This window comes from Rothia sp. HMSC058E10 (assembly GCF_001809415.1).
In the GTDB taxonomy this organism is placed as follows: domain Bacteria; phylum Actinomycetota; class Actinomycetes; order Actinomycetales; family Micrococcaceae; genus Rothia; species Rothia dentocariosa.
The window spans coordinates 144,331-165,142 of record NZ_KV797641.1 but is presented as its reverse complement, the minus strand read 5'-3'; the positions used below and the strand labels follow the sequence as shown (position 1 = coordinate 165,142).

18 protein-coding genes are annotated in these 20,812 nt (G+C 51.9%); 17 read left to right on the top strand and 1 reads right to left on the bottom strand.

All coding sequences use genetic code 11. The features are described 5' to 3' along the window. Window positions 1-211: 211 nt before the first annotated feature. The 17 genes from HMPREF2609_RS09060 (at window position 212) to der (ending at window position 20,086) form a co-directional block, all read left to right on the top strand. Window positions 212-1,342 carry a tetratricopeptide repeat protein gene (locus tag HMPREF2609_RS09060; RefSeq protein WP_070536486.1) on the top strand — a complete coding sequence of 377 codons (1,131 nt, stop codon included), beginning with the start codon at window positions 212-214 and terminating at the stop codon, window positions 1,340-1,342. A 62-nt stretch (window positions 1,343-1,404) separates the two neighbouring features. Then, on the top strand, window positions 1,405-2,439 hold the full coding sequence (locus HMPREF2609_RS09055) for an HAD-IIA family hydrolase (protein WP_070536484.1): 1,035 nt from the start codon (window positions 1,405-1,407) through the stop codon (window positions 2,437-2,439). Window positions 2,440-2,442: 3 nt separating this feature from the next. Further along, window positions 2,443-2,643: a hypothetical protein gene (locus tag HMPREF2609_RS09050; protein WP_004004338.1), complete on the top strand. Its 201-nt coding sequence runs from the start codon at window positions 2,443-2,445 to the stop codon at window positions 2,641-2,643. Beyond that, the gene (locus HMPREF2609_RS09045; RefSeq protein WP_070536482.1) at window positions 2,644-3,378 is read left to right on the top strand and encodes a TlyA family RNA methyltransferase; all 735 of its coding nucleotides are present in this window, start codon (window positions 2,644-2,646) and stop codon (window positions 3,376-3,378) included. It abuts the gene before it with no gap. A 127-nt stretch (window positions 3,379-3,505) separates the two neighbouring features. After that, window positions 3,506-4,474, top strand: coding sequence for an NAD kinase (locus HMPREF2609_RS09040; RefSeq protein ID WP_070536480.1), 969 nt, complete (start codon window positions 3,506-3,508; stop codon window positions 4,472-4,474). Between the two features lie 141 nt (window positions 4,475-4,615). Further along, entirely contained in the window at window positions 4,616-6,325 is a 1,710-nt protein-coding gene (recN, locus tag HMPREF2609_RS09035) for a DNA repair protein RecN (RefSeq protein WP_048754857.1), read from the top strand. A gap of 238 nt (window positions 6,326-6,563) precedes the next feature. Beyond that, window positions 6,564-8,261, top strand: a complete 1,698-nt coding sequence (locus HMPREF2609_RS09030; protein WP_048752015.1) for a CTP synthase — start codon at window positions 6,564-6,566, stop codon at window positions 8,259-8,261. Window positions 8,262-8,412: 151 nt separating this feature from the next. After that, window positions 8,413-9,135: an NUDIX domain-containing protein gene (locus tag HMPREF2609_RS09025; RefSeq protein WP_080972610.1), complete on the top strand. Its 723-nt coding sequence runs from the start codon at window positions 8,413-8,415 to the stop codon at window positions 9,133-9,135. A 6-nt stretch (window positions 9,136-9,141) separates the two neighbouring features. Continuing rightward, window positions 9,142-10,317, top strand: a complete 1,176-nt coding sequence (locus tag HMPREF2609_RS09020; RefSeq protein ID WP_048752013.1) for a site-specific tyrosine recombinase XerD — start codon at window positions 9,142-9,144, stop codon at window positions 10,315-10,317. Window positions 10,318-10,657: 340 nt separating this feature from the next. Continuing rightward, entirely contained in the window at window positions 10,658-12,085 is a 1,428-nt protein-coding gene (locus HMPREF2609_RS09015; RefSeq protein ID WP_004004345.1) for a C4-dicarboxylate transporter DctA, read from the top strand. 235 nt (window positions 12,086-12,320) lie between these two features. Further along, a complete protein-coding gene (locus tag HMPREF2609_RS09010) occupies window positions 12,321-13,217 on the top strand; it encodes a ParA family protein (RefSeq protein WP_192831426.1) in 897 nt (298 codons plus the stop codon). 144 nt (window positions 13,218-13,361) lie between these two features. Continuing rightward, window positions 13,362-14,354: a segregation and condensation protein A gene (locus HMPREF2609_RS09005; protein ID WP_070536478.1), complete on the top strand. Its 993-nt coding sequence runs from the start codon at window positions 13,362-13,364 to the stop codon at window positions 14,352-14,354. Beyond that, window positions 14,351-15,286, top strand: a complete 936-nt coding sequence (scpB, locus tag HMPREF2609_RS11050; protein WP_083296726.1) for an SMC-Scp complex subunit ScpB — start codon at window positions 14,351-14,353, stop codon at window positions 15,284-15,286. The genes HMPREF2609_RS09005 and scpB overlap by 4 nt, the downstream gene beginning before the upstream one ends. An 86-nt stretch (window positions 15,287-15,372) precedes the next feature. Beyond that, window positions 15,373-16,446: a pseudouridine synthase gene (locus HMPREF2609_RS08995; RefSeq protein WP_048754852.1), complete on the top strand. Its 1,074-nt coding sequence runs from the start codon at window positions 15,373-15,375 to the stop codon at window positions 16,444-16,446. Continuing rightward, window positions 16,446-17,582, top strand: a complete 1,137-nt coding sequence (locus HMPREF2609_RS08990; RefSeq protein WP_048752008.1) for a prephenate dehydrogenase — start codon at window positions 16,446-16,448, stop codon at window positions 17,580-17,582. Before HMPREF2609_RS08995 ends, HMPREF2609_RS08990 begins: the two co-directional genes overlap by 1 nt. 97 nt (window positions 17,583-17,679) lie before the next feature. Next, window positions 17,680-18,405, top strand: a complete 726-nt coding sequence (cmk, locus tag HMPREF2609_RS08985) for a (d)CMP kinase (RefSeq protein WP_070536476.1) — start codon at window positions 17,680-17,682, stop codon at window positions 18,403-18,405. 91 nt (window positions 18,406-18,496) lie between these two features. Then, complete coding sequence (der, locus tag HMPREF2609_RS08980) at window positions 18,497-20,086, top strand: ribosome biogenesis GTPase Der (RefSeq protein WP_070536474.1); 1,590 nt, start codon at window positions 18,497-18,499, stop codon at window positions 20,084-20,086. Between the two features lie 93 nt (window positions 20,087-20,179). Here der and HMPREF2609_RS08975 read toward each other — a convergent pair whose 3' ends face one another. After that, the gene (locus HMPREF2609_RS08975; protein ID WP_070536472.1) at window positions 20,180-20,779 is read right to left on the bottom strand and encodes an NAD(P)H-dependent oxidoreductase; all 600 of its coding nucleotides are present in this window, start codon (window positions 20,777-20,779) and stop codon (window positions 20,180-20,182) included. Window positions 20,780-20,812 lie beyond the last annotated feature (33 nt).

The window sequence follows — 20,812 nt, the reverse complement described above, 5'->3', positions numbered from 1 at the left end:
GTGGTTTTTACCAAACAACCCCAACCCGGTAGCCCGCCTTCTACGAGTAGATGCAGTAGACAAAGTTATCTTGTGATCTAGCATCTCTAGGGTATCGGTCTATGCCAACCTGTACTAGAATATAAAAGGTGCATTTAGCACCCTGAGATTATCTTCCAAAATTTGTAGCGAAGATTCTGTGTTGATCCCGCCTTCCCCTTTGAGGAGATTCATGTCTGAGACCCCCCAGTCTAAAAATAAGCAGGGTGCTATTGGTGCTTCCACTGCGAAAAACTCCCAGAAGAGTAACTACCACACTAACGCTCAACATTCTGATGGGGCTGGGGCAAATCATAAGGATAGCGATGGAGGACGCCAAAACGATTTGAAAAACCCGAATAAATCGCATCGTTTCGGTTTTCGGAGTAAGTCACCTAGGCAGCACGTGTATAAGGCAGAGTCTCAGGAGAACGTGCGATCTGTTGACGGTCGGGCGGGTTATCGTCCTGCCAAACCAAAGGCGCCTGAGCTTGACAGTGATGTAACAGGTCGTGAGTTAGATAGTGCTACAAGCCGTCAACTTCGCGCACTTGAGTCTAGGAATGCCGCTACCGTTGCAAAACATCTTGTTATGACTGGACGATATCTGGAGCTTGATCCCCAGTTTGCGCTAGAGCATGCTGTTGCTGCGTCTCGAAGCGCAGGACGTATTTCTGCGGTACGTGAGGCTGTAGGTGTCGCCGCATATGTCGCTGAAGATTACGAACTAGCATTACGTGAATTACGTACGCATCGTCGCATAAGCGGTTCTCTGGATCATCTTGCGCTCCTCGTAGACTGCGAGCGCGCTCTTAACCGTATTTCTAAAGCTCTTGACATGATAGAGGAAGCTAAACGTGAAGAGCTTCCTGCCCCGGTTCGCGTTGAACTCGCCATTGTTGAATCTGGGATATATGCAGATCAGGGCAAAAAATCGCAAGCGATATCGGCCCTTCAAATTCCGCAGCTAAACCCAAAACGGGCTTTCGAATACAGCCCTCGACTCTTCACAGCATATTCCGAGGCTCTAGATAATGCAGGACGAAGCCAGGAAGCAGAACAGTGGGCACGCCTCGCGTTCAGGGCCGAAGCCGCTTTGGGACAGGGTGAGTTCGCCGAGCCTGAGATTTTCGATATTTATGGTGAATCCGAGCTCTTTGAACCTGAGGAACCTGTGCTAGAAGACCTCGAACAACAAAGCAATACTGACGAGGGAACACAGCCAGAGAAGGAAGAGACATATAGTTCTGACAAGTCAAAGAACTTGGCGGTTGCATCTTCTGAATATGAAACGAAGCCTTCCCAAAATGAAACAGAGCAGTAGAAACTATCCGTCCCTCGCCTGAGGCTACTTGCTTTGTCTATAACCAGAAAGAATTGAACATTATGACGAGCGAACCCCTACTAGCTCAGTACGATGCCTTACTTTCAGATCTCGACGGGGTAGTATACGCTGGATCCTACGCTATTGAGGGAGCGCCAGAAGCCTTGAACCGCGCTGAAAGCAGTGGGGTTCCCGTCGTCTTTGTGACTAATAATGCCTCGCGCTCCGTAGAATCTGTAGCGGCTCACCTGCAAGATTTAGGCGTGCGCACGCAGGCGGAACGTGTTGTCAGTTCTGCCCAGGCTGGTGCGGCTTTATTGGCTCAACATGTGCCCGCCGGGTCTAAAATTCTGGTTACCGGTACTGAAGCTTTAGCAGATTGTCTGCGGGCTGTCGCGTTGGAGCCTGTATCATCACAGTCCGACAACCCTGTTGCCGTGGTTCAGGGTTTTAACCCGCAACTCAGCTGGGAAGATTTGGCAGAGGCAGCGTACACTCTCGCTGATCAGAACGTCTTATGGGTTGCCACGAACACAGACCAAACTATTCCTAAGGAACGAGGGCAAGCGCCCGGTAATGGTACTCTAGTAGCGGCGGTAGGCATCGCAGCACGCCGTACTCCGATAGTCGCAGGGAAACCTGAAGCCGCTATTTTTGAGACTGCGGCTCAATCAGTAAAAGCCTCAAAGCCCGTTATTGTAGGGGACCGCCTTGACACCGATATTCTGGGAGCCAACAAAGCTCATATGGCGGGTGCACTTGTGCTGACCGGCGTGCAGACCTATCAGGATGTTATATCGGCGGTCCCTGAACAACGTCCCACATATATTTTGCGCACTCTTGATGACTTTTTCGAACCATATCCACAGATCGAAATTCTCCATGAGGACCACGCGATTACAGCGCATGGACCATCATGGACTGCCAAGGTACAGGGAAACAATATCTATTTAACCGTCCAAGGCTCTTTCGCGCCAGATGACTTTTCCGGCAGCGATGCGGAAGCAGAAGCCTGGCGCGTAGCCTGCGCTGCCTGGTGGGCGGCGCATCCGGAGCAGGCTGTGACCCCGAATATTCAAGGTCTTCCCGAGGTTTAACTTATGGGTAAGAAACAACAAAACTCTACAGAAAATGCTGATAGCCATGAGTCCCTTGAAGAAGCTGATTACCAGGAGTTTGAAACACAGCTGCAGGCTGTTTTAGCGATGGATCCTGTAGAGCGTATTCGGGCCTATGGAACCTTAGTTGATAACCTCGAAGATAATGTACGTTTCTCCCGAGAACCCGGGGAGAACTCCTAGGTGCGGCTCGATAAATTTCTTGCCGAGCATGGGCTTGCTGCATCTCGTACTTTAGCGGCAAAACTTATTGATGCCGGGTGCGTGAGTGTTAATGGGAAAATTGTGTATAAGGCATCGCAGCCTGTACATCGTGACGATGATGTACAGGTACAAGAAAGCCCTCTTACAGAATACGTGAGTCGTGCCGGGCATAAACTTGCTGGTGCCTTAGATATTTTTACGCACATAACTGTAGCCGGCCGTCGCTGTCTGGACGCAGGTGCCTCTACCGGAGGATTTACCGACGTACTCTTGCGCCGTGGGGCTTCACATATTGCAGCAGTTGACGTGGGTCACGGTCAACTTGTTGAGTCTTTGCGCATGAATCCTCGAGTTGATGCTTATGAAGGTCTTAACGTGCGTTATCTAACTCCAGAGGATATTGGGGGCTTAGTTTCCCTAGTTGTCTCTGACCTATCATTTATCTCGTTGACGTTAGTCATAGGTGCTCTTGCACAGGTGACCGAGGAAGATGGGGACTTAGTGCTCATGGTGAAACCACAATTTGAAGTAGGAAAACATCAAATTGGGCGTGCAGGAGTGGTTACAGATCCTCAAGCACATGCTTTCGCCGTGCGTAAGGTGCAAGACTCGGCTCAATCATGTGGTCTTAGCGTGATAGATACTGTGCAAAGCCCTTTACCCGGGCAAGATGGTAACGTCGAATTTTTCTTATGGTGCAAGAAGCAGAAATAACAAACAAACCTTTCCATCGAAATAATATTCTAGAAAATATGTTCCAGTATAATGGGAAATTCGGCTATACTAAAGAAGTAGTCATGGGATAATTCGCAAATAATGCCTGCTGTGAGGAGGGTAGAACGTGTCAATAACGGAAAATCGTAAAATTCTAGTCTTTGCGCATACTGGCCGCAAAGAAGCACGGGATGCAGCCCGCCAGGCGTGTAAACAGCTGCATAGTGCAGGTCTAGTGCCCGTGATGAACCGTTCTGATCTGGAAGCCTTGACGGAAAATTGGGACGATCCGGTGCCTGTGCAGGTGGTGCATGAGAGTGTTGCGCTTATTGATATTGAGCTTGGTATGGTCCTCGGCGGTGATGGTTCTATCTTGCGTGCTGCAGAAATGGTGCGACATACAAGCATTCCGCTGATCGGCGTGAATCTGGGACACGTAGGATTCTTAGCGGAATCGGAAGAAAGTGATCTGCAAGAAACTGTAAACCGCATCGTCAAGAGCGAGTATGCGGTCGAAGAGCGTATGGCAATCGACATTGAAGTATGGCACGAGGAGAAACGTGTTCATACGGATTGGGCGCTTAATGAAGTAAGCGTTGAAAAAGGCAACCGCGAGAAGATGATTGAGGTCATCATTGAGGTAGATCGTAAGCCAATAAGCACATTTGGCTGTGATGGTGTGGTGATAGGTACGCCCACGGGATCCACCGCATACGCATTTTCAGGTGGGGGACCGGTAGTCTGGCCCGAGGTAGAAGCTATATTATTGGTGCCGCTTTCAGCACATGCCCTTTTTGCACGACCGCTAGTAGCATCTCCGTCTTCTATGGTAGCTGTTGAAATGATGGCTCATGGTGCATCCGGTGTGTTGTGGTGCGATGGACGACGTATGAATGATCTGCTGCCCGGCTCCCGTATTGAGGTGCGTAAATCTGAAAAACCAGTGCTTTTGGCACGTATCCACCCCGCCCCGTTCTCTGAACGGCTGGTTCGTAAGTTTGCTCTGCCTATTCGAGGATGGCGAGGCCCAACCTCTGAGGAAGAGCGTGAGGCGTGTGATGCCGGTGAAAAAAACAGCTCACAAGAGCCTCATTGATTTATATCTGGTACTCACACGAAAACCGAATGTTTGGGGTGCTCCAACAGGAAGTCGGTCAGTGCAATAGAGCCGCACATAGCTTGCGTATGTGGTACGACTCCAGCCCCTATGCGGTAAGGACTTTAAGGTAGACGCATCGTGATTGAAGAAATCCATATTCGGGACTTGGGCATTATTACTGATGCTCGATTACCCTTGCAGCCCGGGTTGTCGGTTCTAACAGGTGAAACTGGTGCCGGTAAAACTATGGTCGTTACGGCACTTGGTATGCTTCTCGGGGCACGTAGTGATGCTGCAAGTGTGCGTCAAGGGGCAAAGAGCGCTTTAGCGGAAGCCATCGTGCGCCTACCTCAAGAACATAAGGCTTTGACCCTCGCGGAAGAAGTGGGTGGAACAGCTGACCCGGTAGATGAAAAAACAAGCGAACTTCTCTTAGCTCGCACCGTTAATGCTTCTGGGCGCTCTCGGGCACATGTAGGAGGATGCACCGCGCCTATCGGTAAGCTTTCAGAGATTGGGCAAACTCTTGTAGCTGTGCACGGTCAGTCGGATCAGTTGCGTCTCAAATCTACCAGCGAGCAACGTCGTGCACTAGACCTTTATGCGGGTGAGAAACTTTTTAGCCTGCTAGAGAAATACCAGCATACCTATGAGCGGTACCGAGTAGCAGCCGCTGAATATAAAGAGGTTCGTGAGAATTCTCGTGCTCGAGCATTAGAAGCACAAAGCTTGCAGGGTGCGCTTGAAGAAATAGACTCTGTAAACCCGCAAATAGGCGAGGATGAAGCGCTCAAGAACGAAAGCATCAAACTGATGAATGTTGAGGCGCTTCGTACCGCAACCGACGTTGCAGCGGCGGCGCTGTCTGGCAGTGAATATGCGGAAGGCGCAGAGGCCAATGTACTGAGTCTTCTGGATGCGGCCCATACATCTCTTCTGGGACAAGCCGGTGCCGATAGCGATATAGAGAATTTAGCTCAACGGGTCAACGAACTTTTAGTTCTGGCGACCGATGTTGCCACCGATATCTCTACCTATTCGACCTCGTTAGATTCTGAAGGGCCTGAACGCCTAGCGCAGGTACAGGAGCGTCGTGCGCAGCTGAAAAATTTGACGCGAAAATATGGTGCAGATATTGCGGAAGTCCTTGAGTGGGCCGAAGAATCTCGTGATCGCCTGACTCGCCTTGTTGATGATCCAGCGCGACAGGAATCTCTGGAACAAGAGCTCACCGACCTGCGTCAGGCTTTAGGAGAGCAAGCAGCTCAGCTTATGAAAGCGCGTCAAGAAGCCGCTTCGCGCTTGGCGGATTCTGTTAGTGAAGAACTAACCGCGCTTGCCATGCCGAATGCTTCTCTTGTTGTTGAAGTTGCCGAGGCAGATAAATTTTCAATTCATGGTCGTGACACAGTGACCTTTATGCTTGCTCCGCATCGTGAGGCAATCCCTCGTCCACTTGGGAAAGGCGCCTCTGGAGGTGAGCTTTCGCGCGTAATGCTTGCGTTGGAGGTTGTGTTGGCAGAAGTTGATCCGGTACCTACCTTTATCTTTGACGAAGTAGATTCGGGCGTTGGCGGTAAGGCTGCTATTGAGATCGGTCGCAGGCTTGCAATGCTTGCCCAGCATGTACAAGTTTTGGTGGTAACTCACCTACCACAGGTTGCGGCTTTCGCGGATCAGCATATTCTGGTCCTTAAAAATGATGACGCATCGTTATCGAAAGTACAGGTACTTTCTGACCAAGAGCGTGTTGTAGAACTCGCTCGTATGCTCGCCGGACACGATCAGTCGGAAGCAGCCCAAGAACACGCGCGGGAGCTTTTACGCGCAGGGGGTCAGCTTGAGTAAACAGGTGCTGAAAAGACAACGGTCATAGCTGATATATCTGAGGAGCATTCCAAGGATATTCGGTAGTATTGGGTCGCAGATATTTCTAGAGGCCGTTGTGGTGTAACACGGTATTCAGCGGTAGATGAAGCGTTTATTATGGCGTAAAAACTGCGCGAAATACGGGAAAGAGCTCATTAAATCTAGGGAAGAGAAACGCTCTCGTCCGTTAGTGTTCTATTGGATAGGGGAAAAGAAAATGGTAAGCTTGAATTCCGTGGTGAATGAAAATAATAACGCTCTTAACGCGTCCGCTAACGGTAAGGTAACCCGCCAAATCTTTGTTACGGGTGGTGTTGCTTCTTCTCTCGGTAAAGGTCTTTCAGCTTCTTCTCTCGGTCAGATTCTACGTTCTCGTGGTCTATCGGTCACGATGCAGAAATTTGACCCGTACCTTAACGTAGACCCCGGTACCATGAACCCTTTCCAGCACGGCGAAGTCTTTGTAACTGACGATGGTGCTGAAACAGACCTTGATATTGGGCATTACGAACGCTTTCTTGATGAGAACCTTGACCAATCCGCTAACGTTACAACCGGTCAGGTGTACTCGACCGTTATCGCAAAAGAACGTCGCGGAGAATATTTGGGCGATACCGTGCAGGTTATTCCTCATATCACTGATGAAATCAAAGCACGTATGCGTTACGCCGCCGAAATCGAAAACGCGCCCGATATCATCATCACCGAAATCGGCGGTACGGTAGGCGATATTGAATCGCTGCCCTTTATGGAAGCGGCACGCCAAGTACGCCGTGACGTTGGACGTCAGAACGTGTTTTTCCTCCATGTATCTTTGGTCCCCTTTATCGGCCCTTCCGGCGAACTCAAAACGAAGCCTACTCAGCATTCCGTTGCAGCATTACGTGGTTTGGGTATCCTGCCCGATGGCTTGATTCTGCGTTGTGAGCGTGATGTTCCGGAATCGCACCGCGCCAAAATCGGTAACGCCTGCGATGTTGATACTGCCGCCGTTATCTCATGTCCCGATGCCCCCAGCATCTACGATATTCCCAAAACCCTTCATTCCCAGAAGCTCGACGATTATATTCTGGAATACTTTGGCATGACTGCCCCCGAACCCGATTTCACGCAGTGGGATCGTTTGTTGGATGCGGTGCACCGCCCCTCCGCCGACGTTAACATTGCCCTCGTGGGTAAGTATATCGATCTTCCCGATGCATACCTCTCGGTTTCTGAGGCTCTGCGCGCCGGGGGCTTTGCGAATAATGCAAAGGTCAATATCAAATGGGTCGCTGCAGATCTATGCGCCACCGATGAAGACGCAGACCATCAGCTGCACGATATGGATGCCATTTTAGTACCCGGCGGTTTCGGTATTCGCGGTCTGGACGGCAAGATCGGCGCGTTGAAATATGCTCGTGAACATAAGATTCCTACTCTGGGCATTTGCCTGGGGCTGCAGTCCATGGTGATTGAGTACGCTCGAAACGTTTTGAATCTTTCTGATGCATCCTCAACCGAGTTTGACCCGGAGACATCAATGCCGGTCATTGCCACGATTGAAGAACAAAAGCAGTTTGTGGAAGGCGCAGGTGATTTGGGCGGAACCATGCGTTTGGGTCTGTACACAGCTAATCTGGTTCCCGGTTCACAGGTTGCTCAGGCCTATGGCGAGACCGAAGTGGCGGAACGGCATCGTCACCGGTACGAAGTTAATAACGAGTACCGTGAACAGCTTGAGAAGGCTGGCTTGGTTATCTCCGGTACTTCGCCGGATTCCTCGCTTGTGGAGTATGTTGAGCTCCCCGCTGATGTGCATCCTTACTATGTGGCGACTCAGGCGCATCCGGAGTACCGTTCGCGTCCTACGCGGCCGCATCCGCTTTTTGCGGGTCTGGTGAAAGCAGCTCTCAAGCGTAGCGGTAAAGAGTAAGAACTTTCTTTATAAGAAGTCGCGGACTGCCGATGTAGTCCGCGACTTTGCTCTGCCAAAGGAAAATAGAAACGTCAGCGCTGTCAGCTGATAGCTCTGTCCTTAAGGTTCTGACTCTGGCGACCACACGTATGCAAATTAGAATAGGGATATGAACACTTCAGAGAACAAGAATCCGCATCGAATAGATCCTATGTATGCTGATGTGATCGATGCTCCCTCAACGCGAGAAATCCTAAGCCGTGAGGTGCAGTATAGCGGATATGTTCTCCAAGCAGCCGTGGAACATTATGATCTCGACGGGCACGGTACCACTTTAACGCGGGATGTTATCGACATGCCCGGTTCCGTTGCGGTTGCCGCGTTGAACAACCGGAATGAGATTCTGCTTCTGCGTCAGTATCGACATCCCGTGCGTATGAACCTCTGGGAGGTTCCCGCAGGACTTCTTGATATTACTGGTGAAGACCCTCTTCATGCAGCCCAGCGCGAACTCGCGGAAGAAACCGACCTTGGAGCTCATCACTGGCGCAGCTTGGTCGATTATTACACGACTCCGGGAGCCGCTTCGGAAGCGGGCCGTATATACCTTGCCCAAGACTTGTATGAAGTTCCTGAAGCAAACCGTATAGTACGCAGGGGCGAAGAAGCGGAGATTACCTACCGGTGGGTTCCGCTTGAACAGGCCGTACGCCTTGTGCTCGCGGGCCAACTACATAACGGTTTGGCTATTCAGGCTATTCTAGCGTCATATTGCGCAGTCGAGGCTCAGCAAGAGCAACTGCCCCTGCGAGAAGCCGCCGATACCTGGGATTTTCACCCTTACTTGGGAGGGCGCCGTATCCGACCCGAAACTTTTAAACACGAGGAATAATTCGCTATGGTTTCTCAGCACCTGAGCGAAGGAATACATCGTATAAGTCCGCTTGAGCGGGATATTGAACAGTATCTTATTCACCTGCGAGTTGAAAAAGGCAGCAGCGAGAATACGATAGCTTCGTATTCACGTGATTTAAGGCGGTATGTAGAATTTATGGCGTCACGCGGTATCATTGATGCCCACCGAATTCGCACTGCCGATGTGCGTGCCTTTATGCGTGAACTTGCCCAACCGACACTGCCGCGTGCGGAGGAGAGCGGGGATTCGGGGCATCCCAGCAAACGTCAGGGAGAAAAACCATCTGAATCTGATACCCGAGCAGAGGAACTCGAAGATGCCCTGGAGTCTTTGGCGGTTTCCCTCTACACCTCGGATCAGACAAAGGCTCCTTCAACGAGTATGCGTGATGTCACACTGCCTATGCCGCTGGGCCCTAATTCAATTGCACGTACCATGGCTGCAGTTCGTGGCGCGCATAGTTTCTGGCATGCTTCGCGCATACTGGAGACCGATCCTGCCGCTGCCGTGAAACCGCCTAAAAATGTGAAGCGATTGCCCAAAGCCGTATCCGTGGAGCAAATGCAAAAGCTCCTTGCCATTCCCAGTCTTAAGACTCCCACCGGCCTGCGTAATCGAGCGATACTTGAGTTCTTATATGCTACCGGTGCGCGCGTGAGCGAGATGCTGGCAACAGATCTGGACGATATACACCTGGGCGAAAAACCCCGCGATGAAAACGGAGAATCTATTGCACTTCCCGGGTATGTGCGCCTTTTTGGAAAGGGGGGTAAAGAGCGTTTAGTACCTTTGGGATCCTACGCGCAGAGGGCGCTGGAAGACTATATTGTGCGCGCTCGCCCCAAGTTTGCGTCACACGGCAAAGGTACTGCTGCGCTTTTCCTCAACGGGCGGGGGAGCCGGCTGGGTCGACAGGGAGCATGGCTTATCCTCAAAGAAGCAGCTGAGGAGGCAGGGCTGAGCTCTGATTTTTCGCCCCACTCTATTCGACACTCGTTTGCGACGCATCTTGTACAGGGCGGCGCCGATATTCGCGTGGTTCAGGAACTATTGGGACACGCCTCGATTGCGACTACGCAGGTGTATACCAAGGTTACTCCGGAAGGGATGCTGGAGGTTTACCGTATGGCGCATCCTCGTGCACATGAGCGTACTTAGTAGGTGATTAGTAGAAGTAGACTGTGGGGAATGGCTGCGAGGAACGACGACACTATGTCTGTATAGCTATGCCGACAAATATGCGTTTAAGGAGAAAATACGCCAATAAGATACTATAATTTAGCTTATTTATACGATTTACACTCTAAAGATGTAATATTTATGCTGTTTGTAACAGACATGTAAATATTCTGTTGCAATGGCATATTTTAGTCAGAAAACACCCGCGTTAATGTTGCCGTAGGTGTAGCCTGTATAACATCCTGAATCCGGAACAATAAAGTTCTGGTCGGTATAGACACACAGCACCGTGCGTCCCCGGCGCGAAAGGAAAGAATTAATGAGTACGGAATCCGCAAAGAAACCGTTCTACAAAGACCCAACCCATATGCTCTACCTCTCGGTGATTGCCGCTGTGATCCTTGGGTGTATCTTGGGAATGACCGTTCCCGATTTTGCAAAAGAGCTGCAGCCCATCGGTACTGGTTTTATCGCTCTCATCAAGATGATGATCGCCCCTGTAATTTTCTGTACGATTGTGCTGGGTGTAGGGTCTATTGCTAAGGCAGCAACCGTCGGCAAGGTCGGTGGATTGGCGTTGCTGTACTTCGTACTCATGTCGACCTTTGCCTTAGGGATTGGTTTGGTTGTGGGTAATATTATCGAGCCGGGAAGCTCGCTGCACTATGACCCGGCAACAACGAAATACACGCTTCCAAATTCGTCTGAAGGACATGGCGGTGACAGCACTGTCTCGTTCCTGCTCAACATCGTGCCGACTTCTTTGCTTTCGGCCTTGACAAGCGGTAATATTCTGCAAACCCTTTTCGTAGCGCTTTTGACCGGCTTTGCCCTGCAGAAGATGGGACCGGTTGGCGCTCCCATCCTCAAATTTCTGACCTACTGTCAGGCGCTCGTATTCCGTCTGCTCATGATGATTATGTGGTTAGCGCCTGCTGGTGCGCTTGGTGCGATTGCAGCTGTTGTAGGTTCTACCGGTTCCCGTGCGATCTCCTCAATGTTTATTTTGATGGTGGCATTCTATATCACTTGTATTCTCTTTGTCGTAATCGTTCTGGGCACTATTCTCAAGCTCGTAACCGGTGTGAATATCTTTACCCTGTTGAAATATCTGGCACGCGAATATCTCCTCATCTTCTCAACATCCTCGTCGGAGGCAGCGCTGCCGCGTCTTATCGCCAAAATGGAGCACTTAGGTGTTTCGAAGCCTGTTGTAGGCGTTGTGGTTCCTACGGGGTATTCCTTTAACCTGGATGGCACCGCAATTTACCTGACGATGAGCGCCCTCTTTGTCGCGGAGGCTATGGGGACTCCACTTGCGTTAGGCGAGCAGATTTCTCTGCTGGTCTTCATGATCATTGCTTCGAAAGGAGCTGCCGGTGTTTCGGGCGCAGGGTTGGCGACCCTGGCAGGCGGTTTGCAGTCGCACCGCCCCGACCTTGTTAATGGTGTGGGCTTGATCGTGGGAATCGATCGCTTCATGTCTGAAGCACGTGCGGTCACTAACTTCACAGGCAACGCAGTGGCGACGTTACTCATGGGGAAGATTGTTAAAGAGGTAGATATGGATCGTGTTCATGCGGTGCTGAAAGGGGAGATCCCCTTTGACGAATCCACCATGGGCGGCGAACTACACGGTGACCAATACGTGGATAATGCGGTAAGTCAAAAATCTCCCACCAAACAGATGTCCGTTGTGGCTGAACCAAAGATTAAAAATACTGTGACGCTACCGGAAGATCAATAAGTTAAAAAGTATGCGGGGAGGTGTATCTGTTTCTAGGAGGAAAGCGCCTTCCCGCATATTGCAAGGTCTGATTTAGCATGAGAATTACATAATGCTGTGGCTTATGGTGAGCGGGGCCTCTAGAATTCCCGAATTATTTGGTTTATAGACCTGAACAGAGCGCGATGTAACATAATTCGTACGTAAAGCGAACTCACAAACCTGCTGAGCGGGCGTGTGTGGGGTAACCTTATACATGAAGAGAAAATTCGTTGACGAAGGTGAAGATAAGTTGACCGAAGCATCGGCACAAGAACTCGGACCAACCGGCCGACCCCTACGTGAATATCCCGATCCTGCGCCTATAAGCCAACATGGTCCCGCCCGCATCATCTCAATGGTGAATCAGAAGGGTGGCGTAGGAAAGACGACCTCAACCATAAACCTTGGTGCTGCACTTGCGGAGTGTGGTCGTAAAGTGCTCCTTGTAGACTTCGATCCTCAGGGTGCCCTGTCCGCTGGTTTCGGTACAAATCCGCATGAGCTTGAGCTGACCGTGTACAACGTGATGATGGATCGTAAGGTCGATATTAACGATGTTATTCTACCGACCGATATCGAGAACATCGACCTTCTTCCCGCAAACATCGACCTTTCTGCGGCTGAAGTTCAGCTAGTAAACGAAGTTGCTCGCGAGCAGGTACTCGCCTCAGCCTTACGTAAGGTACAGAATGAGTACGATGTTATTCTGATTGACTGTCAGCCCTCGCTCGGCCTGCTAACCGTAAACGCATTGACAGCATCGCATGGCGTTATCATCCCGCTTATCTGCGAATTCTTTGCCCTACGAGCTGTGGCGCTTCTCGTGGACTCTATCGAGAAAGTGCAGGATCGCCTGAACCCGGATCTAGAAATTACCGGCGTTCTTGCGACCATGTTTGACGCCCGTACCATCCATTCTAAAGAAGTGCTTGCACGTATTATTGACGCCTTCGGAGATAAAGTCTTTGACACCGTGATTAAGCGAACCGTTAAATTCCCGGATGCTACAGTATCGGCAGAGCCTATCCTCTCATATGCCAGCAACCACACCGGGGCTCAAGCTTACCGGCAGGTGGCCCGTGAACTTATTTACAAGGGCGGAGCCCGATAAGATCCTGGATCCCATGTGCCTTGACACCACCTATAAACCTTGAAGGTATGGTGTCAAGGCACGTATAATATGGGCGGTACATCCCGTATCTTTCATGATCTCGCAGGTTATCCTGCAATCCCCAGTAAAGGAAATCGGTCACCTATGACCAAAAATGTCGCTGCCGTGAGGGTACCGACACCGCATGAGACGTCTGATGCCTCCAATCCGGTGAACGGTGCTGGATTCACGCTTAATTTACCGAATTTTGAGGGCCCATTCGACCTTCTCCTAACACTGATCACACGTCGTAAGCTCGATATCACAGACATTGCGCTTGCTGAAGTAACCGACGAGTTCCTGGAGTATCTGCATGCCCTATATTCACAGGGCACCGAACGCGCATTAGACGAGGCAAGCGATTTTTTGGTAACGGCCGCGACTCTGCTAGAGCTTAAAGCCGCCCGGCTACTCCCGCAGAATCATGAGCCATTGGATCAGGATGTGGCTCTTCTAGAAGCGCGTGATTTGCTTTTTGCCCGGTTGCTTCAGTACCGCGCCTACCGTGAGGTAGCCGCTATTTTCGCTGATCGTTGGCGCGAAGAGACCCAGCGCTTTCCGCGGACCGTGGCGCTGGAACCTGTATTTGTGAAGGCCCTTCCAGAGCTTGTTTTCAAAGGGGGAGTGGAGGAATTTGCGCGTATTGCAGCGCAAGCATTTGCCCCGAAACCTTCGACTAATTTAGAACCGAATCCGGCTGATGTTGCTGAGGAACTGAATGAGCACCTTCACGGCGCCTCAACAACGATTGCACACGAAGAACAATATATTCTGGATGCACTTCTTGCGTGTAAACCGACGGTATCATCGGTAACATTTTCGGCACTGGTGCATGATGCTCAGGGACTTGACATCGCAGTTGTGCGTTTCTTGGCGCTCTTAGAACTGTATAAAGAGGGCGCGGTAGACGTACATCAGGATGCGCCGCTTGCCGAGATTTCGGTACGTGCTACCGAATATGCGCGTGCTTTTGTTCCTGCTGAACCGGCAGTGTCAGCACATGATACAGGGCAGGGCTACAGCCCAGAACATCGCGATAGCCCGGATGATCTTACCTTTTCAGAGAACGTTAAAAACGCAGGGGAGGAGACCGCATGAGCGAAGAATCCTTCGACTCTGCTGGTAAGACAGCCGTGCAGCAGCAGGGGAGCCGATTTGAGGATGAATTCACCGAGAATGATTTAGCGATGGTGAACCTAGGCTACTGGGACCCTAGTGCCGATACTGAGACAGACAGTGAATCCGGAGAAGAATCTGATCGCGAAAATGCCTCGGTACCCGAGCAGACTTCTACTGACCAGGAACACAAAGCCGAGACTGAGCACGATTCTGATAAAAATATAACGTCTTCGGATGCTCGGCATCCCGCGAAGGTAACCCGAGCGGTTGCCGCTGATGCAGAGGAATTCTCGCGCGTTGAGCTTATTCCTGGGGGCGTGAAAAGCGCTATTGAAGCTATTCTTGCTGTTGCTGATACCCCTGTAAGTGTGCGCGAACTCTCTGCCGCCCTGATTGTCAATGAGCGCAGTATTGAGCACGCTCTTGACGAGCTTTATCGTGAATATAACGGTGACGATTCGGAATATGGTGAAGACACTCCCGCTCACGAGCCGCGTGGTTTTGAGCTTCGCCAAGTTGCCGGTGGCTGGCGGTTGTATTCTCGCGCCGATTTTGCTCCCTGGGTAGCGAGGTTTGTGACCCGTTCACAGAGCGCTACCCTGAGCAAAAGCGCATATGAAACCCTGGCAGTTATCGCTTACCGGCAGCCGGTTACGCGTGCCGCAATAGCCGCAGTCCGAGGAACAAACGCGGATGCATCGGTACGTCAGCTGCTACAGCGCCAGCTCGTGCGCGCGGCCGGTAAAGAGGAGGGAACCGGCGCGGTTCTTTACGAGACTACGGAACTTTTCTTGACAAAATTAGGTCTCAACTCTCTGGAAGAGCTTCCCGCGCTTGCGCCTCTTTTACCTGATGAAACCGAGGCAGCAGTGCTCTCTGACAGCCCCTCTGAACACGGTAATCGTAACTAACCTATCCGCCCGCGGACTAAATCTAGGAAGCGGCGGGCACCAAAATCTTGTGAAAACTTCAGACGAACGACATAAGGAATAAGACTATGACATATGGAAACTCTCGCGGTAAAAACCCCGGGTCGCGGAAACCTCGACCCGGCGCGAAACGTAATGGCGTGGGCGCTAGCTCCTCAACCCGAGGCGGTAAATTTAGCGGCAAAACTTCAGGCGGTGGAAAGCCTAAAGCCGGTACATCAGGGTCTCCACGCGCCACGCGTAGCCACGGTGCGGGTGCTTCCAAGCGGGATAGGCGGGCGCCGCATCGCCCCTATCGTTCCGGTGAAGCTTTCCCGCATGAGCGCGGCGAATACAGGGTAAATAACTACTCTGGGCCACATCGCCCACGCCGTCCCCGTAACGCGCCTGTGGATCATTTTGATTTCTATGATCACGACGGTGTACGCCTGCAAAAATTGATGGCGCAGGCAGGTGTTGCATCGCGTCGTGTATGTGAAGAGATGATCACGGAAGGACGAGTGACCGTTAACGGTGAGGTCGTGACCGAGCTGGGGGTGCGTGTTAATCCTGCCGATGTGATTGTGCAGGTTGATGGTATGACCGTGCAGACTAACGAAAAGCTCATCTACATGGCGTTCAATAAACCTGCTGGCGTCGTTTCCACGATGGAAGACCCCGATGGCCGCCCCTGCATTAAAGATTTTCTACGTGACTCTATGAATGAGCGCGTTTTCCATGTGGGACGATTAGACGTGGAAACCGAGGGGCTGCTGCTTCTTACTAACGACGGCGAGCTTGCAAACCGTTTAACACATCCTTCGTATGAGGTACCCAAAACGTATCTGGTGCAGGTGCGCGGTCCAGTAGAATCAGGTATTGGCGCTGAGCTAAAGAAAGGTATTCGCCTTGAAGACGGCATATCGAGGGTGGATTCTTTTAAACTTGTGGATTCGGCGCCCGGCCATGTGCTGATTGAAGTGACCATTCACTCGGGCAAGAACCGTATTGTGCGCCGCCTCTTTGAAGCCGTGGGGTATCCTGTGGAGAAACTTGTTCGTGTGCAGATGGGTCCCATTCGTATCGGATCGCAGAAGCAGGGGACTGTTCGTAATCTTTCTAAAGTCGAAATTGGGCATCTGCTTGCTTCGGTGGAGATGTAATGACAGAAACAACTATGACCCCCATGCTGGAAGGACCGGTCCTCGTGGTAGGGGCTGGCCTATTGGGCGCATCTATCGGGCTAGGTTTGCGTGCTGCGGGGCTTGAAGTTTATCTGCAGGATATTTCGCCCACCGTTGAAGCCGTCGCCGAAGATATTGGGGCAGGAACCCGGCTCGATACCCTTGAGCCCGATGAGCGTGAGTCTTTCGCCCCGCAGCTGGTAGTTGTGGCTTCTCCGCCGGATATAGCCGGAAAGCTTTGCATACAGGCATTGCGGGAGTATGCGCCTAGCCCCGGATATGCGGGCGCTACCGTGACCGACATTGCCTCCGTTAAAGTACAGCCTTTAGAGCAGGTACTCGCCTCTGATGCTGATGCTTCACGATACGTTGGTTCGCACCCGATGGCTGGGCGTGAAAAGACCGGCCCGGTTGCGGCGCGTGGGGAGCTTTTTCAGGCGCGTCCCTGGATTATCTGCGAACATGACGATGCACGTATCGAGTGCGTGCGATTAGTGCGCGCCCTTGCGGTAGAGCTTGGCTCTTTCGTGACGACTCTTAGCGCTGAAGAACATGACGAAACGGTTGCGTTGATTTCACATCTGCCGCAGGCTATGAGCTCCCTGCTAGCGACTCGGCTGCAGGAAACTCCCTTATATGCGCTTGGTTTAGCGGGGCAAGGGCTTCGCGATACGGTCCGCATTGCTGCTTCCGACCCCGCACTCTGGGTGCAGATTTTTGCGGCGAACGCAGCGCCTATCGTGAAGAGCCTCTATGGTGTGCGAGAAGATTTAAACCGTCTGATTGAAACATTGGAAGATCCTTCGGCATCGGGCGCCAGGCTTGATCTTGCGCAGCTGATGAGCGAAGGCAACGCCGGTGTGGCGCGCATCCCCGGTAAACACGGCGGAGTTCCGACGGCTTTTGCGACCCTCACCGTTTTGGTTGATGATGAGCCCGGAACTTTGGCCCGGATGCTGGCAGATATTGGTGACTTAGGGGTTAACCTTGAAGATTTGCGGCTGGAGCACTCCACGGGCGCGCCCGTCGGCATGGCTGAGGTCTCGGTAAACCCGGCAAAACACGACTATTTGGTAGACGGGCTCACGGAACGAGGCTGGAAAGTCGTAAAATAGCTGGCGTTCTTCAGCAGTTACCCCCCCGTAAGCCTGGATATTCAAGATTATTTTGACACTCAACATGCGGGACCCCTCGCAGACAGAAAGTAATGTTATGCATGAGAACCCTAAACTTACGATCGCGATCGATGGACCGTCAGGTTCTGGAAAATCATCGGTCTCAAAAGAAGTCGCACGCCATTTTGGGTTAGCGTATCTAGACACAGGCGCTATGTATCGTGCCGCAACCTATCGTGTAATTCAACTCGATATTGATCTTGCTGATCAAGACGCTATCGGGAAAGCTGTGCGAGAGATGCCGCTCGTCTTCGGAACCAATATCAAAGAAGAAGAAATTTTGATGGGCACCACCGATATTCGCGAGGAAATCCGCACTGAACGAATTTCTGGTGCGGTCTCTGCGGTAGCCTCTGTGCCTGCCGTTCGTGAATACCTCATCGAGCTACAACGCTGGACGATCAACCAGGCGGTCAACGGTATTGTGGCGGAGGGGCGAGATATTACAACCGTGGTGGCACCGGATGCAGATGCACGCATACTGCTAACCGCATCGGAAGAGGTGCGCATGGCACGCCGTGGACTAGAGAACACCGAAAAATCAGGGGAGTCCGGCGACCTTAAGCAGCAGATCTCTGAACGCGATACCCAAGATTCTAAAGTGAATAATTTTATGGAAGCCGCTCCCGGTGTAGCCCTGGTAGACAGCTCGGATTTGGATTTTAACGAGACCGTATCAGCAGTTATTAATGCTGTTAATGCGCAGGTGAAGGCAAAACGACAGGCATCACGGGATGCCTCTGCAGGGACCGAGACCGCATAAAATACTTGAAAGACAGCGAACATACTAGTGAGAAATTAAAGCTGCTAGGACAAGCCTTAAGCTGGCGTTCGCGCAGAAGAAAGGACGGCGCATGGCTGAGAACGACGCTACCCGCGATGACTACGAAGACAAATACCTAGGCGGCGGAGAAGATGACCTCACCGAACGTTTAGCCGATATTGACGACGAAACCGCAGAAGCGCGTGCGCAGGCTCTTCTGGAAGGACTCGACGACTATGACCTTGATGAAGAAGACCGTGCCCTTCTTGGCGCTTGGGGTTTCGACTTTGACGAAGAAGACGAACAATTCGCCGATCCTGTAGTAGCTATCGTGGGGCGCCCCAACGTGGGAAAATCCACCATTATTAACCGCATTCTGGGGCGTCGGGAAGCCGTGGTAGAAGATAAGCCGGGCGTGACTCGCGACCGCGTCTCCTATAAGGCTGAATGGGTGGGCAAACGCTTTACCCTCGTCGATACTGGCGGCTGGGAGTCTGACGCACGCGGTATTGATGCGCAGGTAGCGGATCAGGCAGAGATTGCGGTTGAGCAGGCCGATGTTGTCATCCTCGTTGTGGATGCGCGTGTGGGAATTACCGCCTCAGATGAACAGATCGTGCGTATGCTTCGCCGTGTCAAGAAGCCTATCATTCTGATGGCAAATAAGATCGACGATTCCCACTTGGAACCGGAAATTTACAGCCTGTGGTCGCTGGGCATGGGACAGCCCTTCCCTGTTTCGGGTTTGCACGGTCGTGGCCTGGCGGATGCCCTCGACGAGCTTCTAGAGGTTATGCCCGAGCACTCCCAGTACGCGCAGCCGGAGGCACCGGGCGGACCGCGCCGTGTGGCACTTATCGGTCGCCCCAATGTTGGCAAATCCTCGCTGTTGAACAAATTAGCGGGTTCCGAACGCGCCGTCGTGAACGATCTCGCGGGTACTACACGCGATCCTATTGATGAGGTTATTGAGTTGGGCGGCTACCCGTGGCGATTCATCGATACGGCGGGCATTCGCCGTCGCCAGCATATGGCGAAAGGCGCCGAATTTTATTCCTCACTCCGCACTCAGACAGCCCTGGAACGCTCCGAAGTCGCAGTCGTACTTCTGGATGTTTCCGAACCGCTGAGCGAGCAGGATGTGCGCATCATTCAGACCACGATCGACTCCGGTCGCGCCATGGTGCTGGCTTTCAACAAATGGGATACCCTCGATGAGGAACGCCGCGATATGCTCGAACGCGAAATTGACCGCGACCTGGCACATGTGAAATGGGCTCCGCGCGTGAATATCTCGGCAAAAACCGGCTGGCATAAAGATAAGCTGGTTCCCGCCCTGGAACGCTCGCTGGAATCCTGGGATTCGCGTATTCCAACCGGGCGACTGAACGCTTTCTTAGGCGAATTGGCGGCGGCCCATCCCCATCCGCTGCGTGGTGGTAAGCAGCCTCGCATCCTATTCGGTACACAGGTGTCTTCACGCCCGCCGAAGTTTGTGCTCTTTACAACCGGGTTCTTAGACCCGGGGTATCGGCGTTTTATCACGCGCCGCCTGCGTGAAACCTTTGAGTTCACAGGTACGCCGATCGAAATTTCGATGCGCGTACGCGAACGCCGCTCTCCCGGGGACCGTCAGGGAAGCAGAGCGAAAAAGGGCGGCAAGGGCTCACGCAAACGCTAACGTGCTACCCAAACGTGAACGAGCATAACTACCCCACCCTTTGTATCTTTGGTGGGGTGCTTATGCTTCCCTTGGCTAATTCGTCGCGCTCATCTAAAACGGTACGTTTGCGAGTAACTGGGCGCGTTGCTCAGCCGTCATTTTGTCTACCCGCGCATAAGGAAGCCAGCGGAAATTTTTGATCCCGGTCTTCCGGAAAATACTCTGTTTGAAAATTCTGACGGCGGACGCTCGCATGATGTATTTGTATATGGGCAAGGGCATACCGAGCGGGGTTACAAGAACGATTTCGGTATCGTGATTCAGCGTAGTGACAAGCCGGTATTCGCTAGGCTGTGTGTACAGCAGATCTTTGGCGTAGACTTTATCGATAAAGCCCTTGGTCATGGCGGGCATAGAATCCCACCAGATAGGGAAGATAAAGATCAAGCGATCTGCGGATTTTACACGCGCCTGATAGTCCGCTATCTGGTTAGTGATGGGACTACCACGACGCCAGTTAGCAAGGTCTTCTGCTCGCATGACCGGGTCGAAACCATCGGCATGTAGATCAAGAAGATCGACCTCGTCGCCGCGTGCCTCAAGTTTATTGGTTATATTCTTGCATAGGGCAGCGCAAAAAGACCGCTGATGGGGGATATTACGCCAAGCCTCGGCAGTGTAGGGATGATCGAAAATAATGAGGTTTTTCATGATGCCCTCTCTAAAAATCTGTAGCGTCTGTGA

What these genes read in the sequence shown, in the direction of transcription:
- HMPREF2609_RS09060 (WP_070536486.1), top strand. Translation starts at nt 212, where the DNA reads ATGTCTGAGACCCCCCAGTCTAAAAATAAGCAGGGTGCTATTGGTGCT.
- HMPREF2609_RS09055 (WP_070536484.1), top strand. Translation starts at nt 1,405, where the DNA reads ATGACGAGCGAACCCCTACTAGCTCAGTACGATGCCTTACTTTCAGAT.
- HMPREF2609_RS09050 (WP_004004338.1), top strand. Translation starts at nt 2,443, where the DNA reads ATGGGTAAGAAACAACAAAACTCTACAGAAAATGCTGATAGCCATGAG.
- HMPREF2609_RS09030 (WP_048752015.1), top strand. Translation starts at nt 6,564, where the DNA reads ATGGTAAGCTTGAATTCCGTGGTGAATGAAAATAATAACGCTCTTAAC.
- HMPREF2609_RS09025 (WP_080972610.1), top strand. Translation starts at nt 8,413, where the DNA reads ATGAACACTTCAGAGAACAAGAATCCGCATCGAATAGATCCTATGTAT.
- HMPREF2609_RS09020 (WP_048752013.1), top strand. Translation starts at nt 9,142, where the DNA reads ATGGTTTCTCAGCACCTGAGCGAAGGAATACATCGTATAAGTCCGCTT.
- HMPREF2609_RS09015 (WP_004004345.1), top strand. Translation starts at nt 10,658, where the DNA reads ATGAGTACGGAATCCGCAAAGAAACCGTTCTACAAAGACCCAACCCAT.
- HMPREF2609_RS09010 (WP_192831426.1), top strand. Translation starts at nt 12,321, where the DNA reads ATGAAGAGAAAATTCGTTGACGAAGGTGAAGATAAGTTGACCGAAGCA.
- HMPREF2609_RS09005 (WP_070536478.1), top strand. Translation starts at nt 13,362, where the DNA reads ATGACCAAAAATGTCGCTGCCGTGAGGGTACCGACACCGCATGAGACG.
- scpB (WP_083296726.1), top strand. Translation starts at nt 14,351, where the DNA reads ATGAGCGAAGAATCCTTCGACTCTGCTGGTAAGACAGCCGTGCAGCAG.
- HMPREF2609_RS08995 (WP_048754852.1), top strand. Translation starts at nt 15,373, where the DNA reads ATGACATATGGAAACTCTCGCGGTAAAAACCCCGGGTCGCGGAAACCT.
- HMPREF2609_RS08990 (WP_048752008.1), top strand. Translation starts at nt 16,446, where the DNA reads ATGACAGAAACAACTATGACCCCCATGCTGGAAGGACCGGTCCTCGTG.
- cmk (WP_070536476.1), top strand. Translation starts at nt 17,680, where the DNA reads ATGCATGAGAACCCTAAACTTACGATCGCGATCGATGGACCGTCAGGT.
- der (WP_070536474.1), top strand. Translation starts at nt 18,497, where the DNA reads ATGGCTGAGAACGACGCTACCCGCGATGACTACGAAGACAAATACCTA.
- HMPREF2609_RS08975 (WP_070536472.1), bottom strand. Translation starts at nt 20,779, where the DNA reads ATGAAAAACCTCATTATTTTCGATCATCCCTACACTGCCGAGGCTTGG.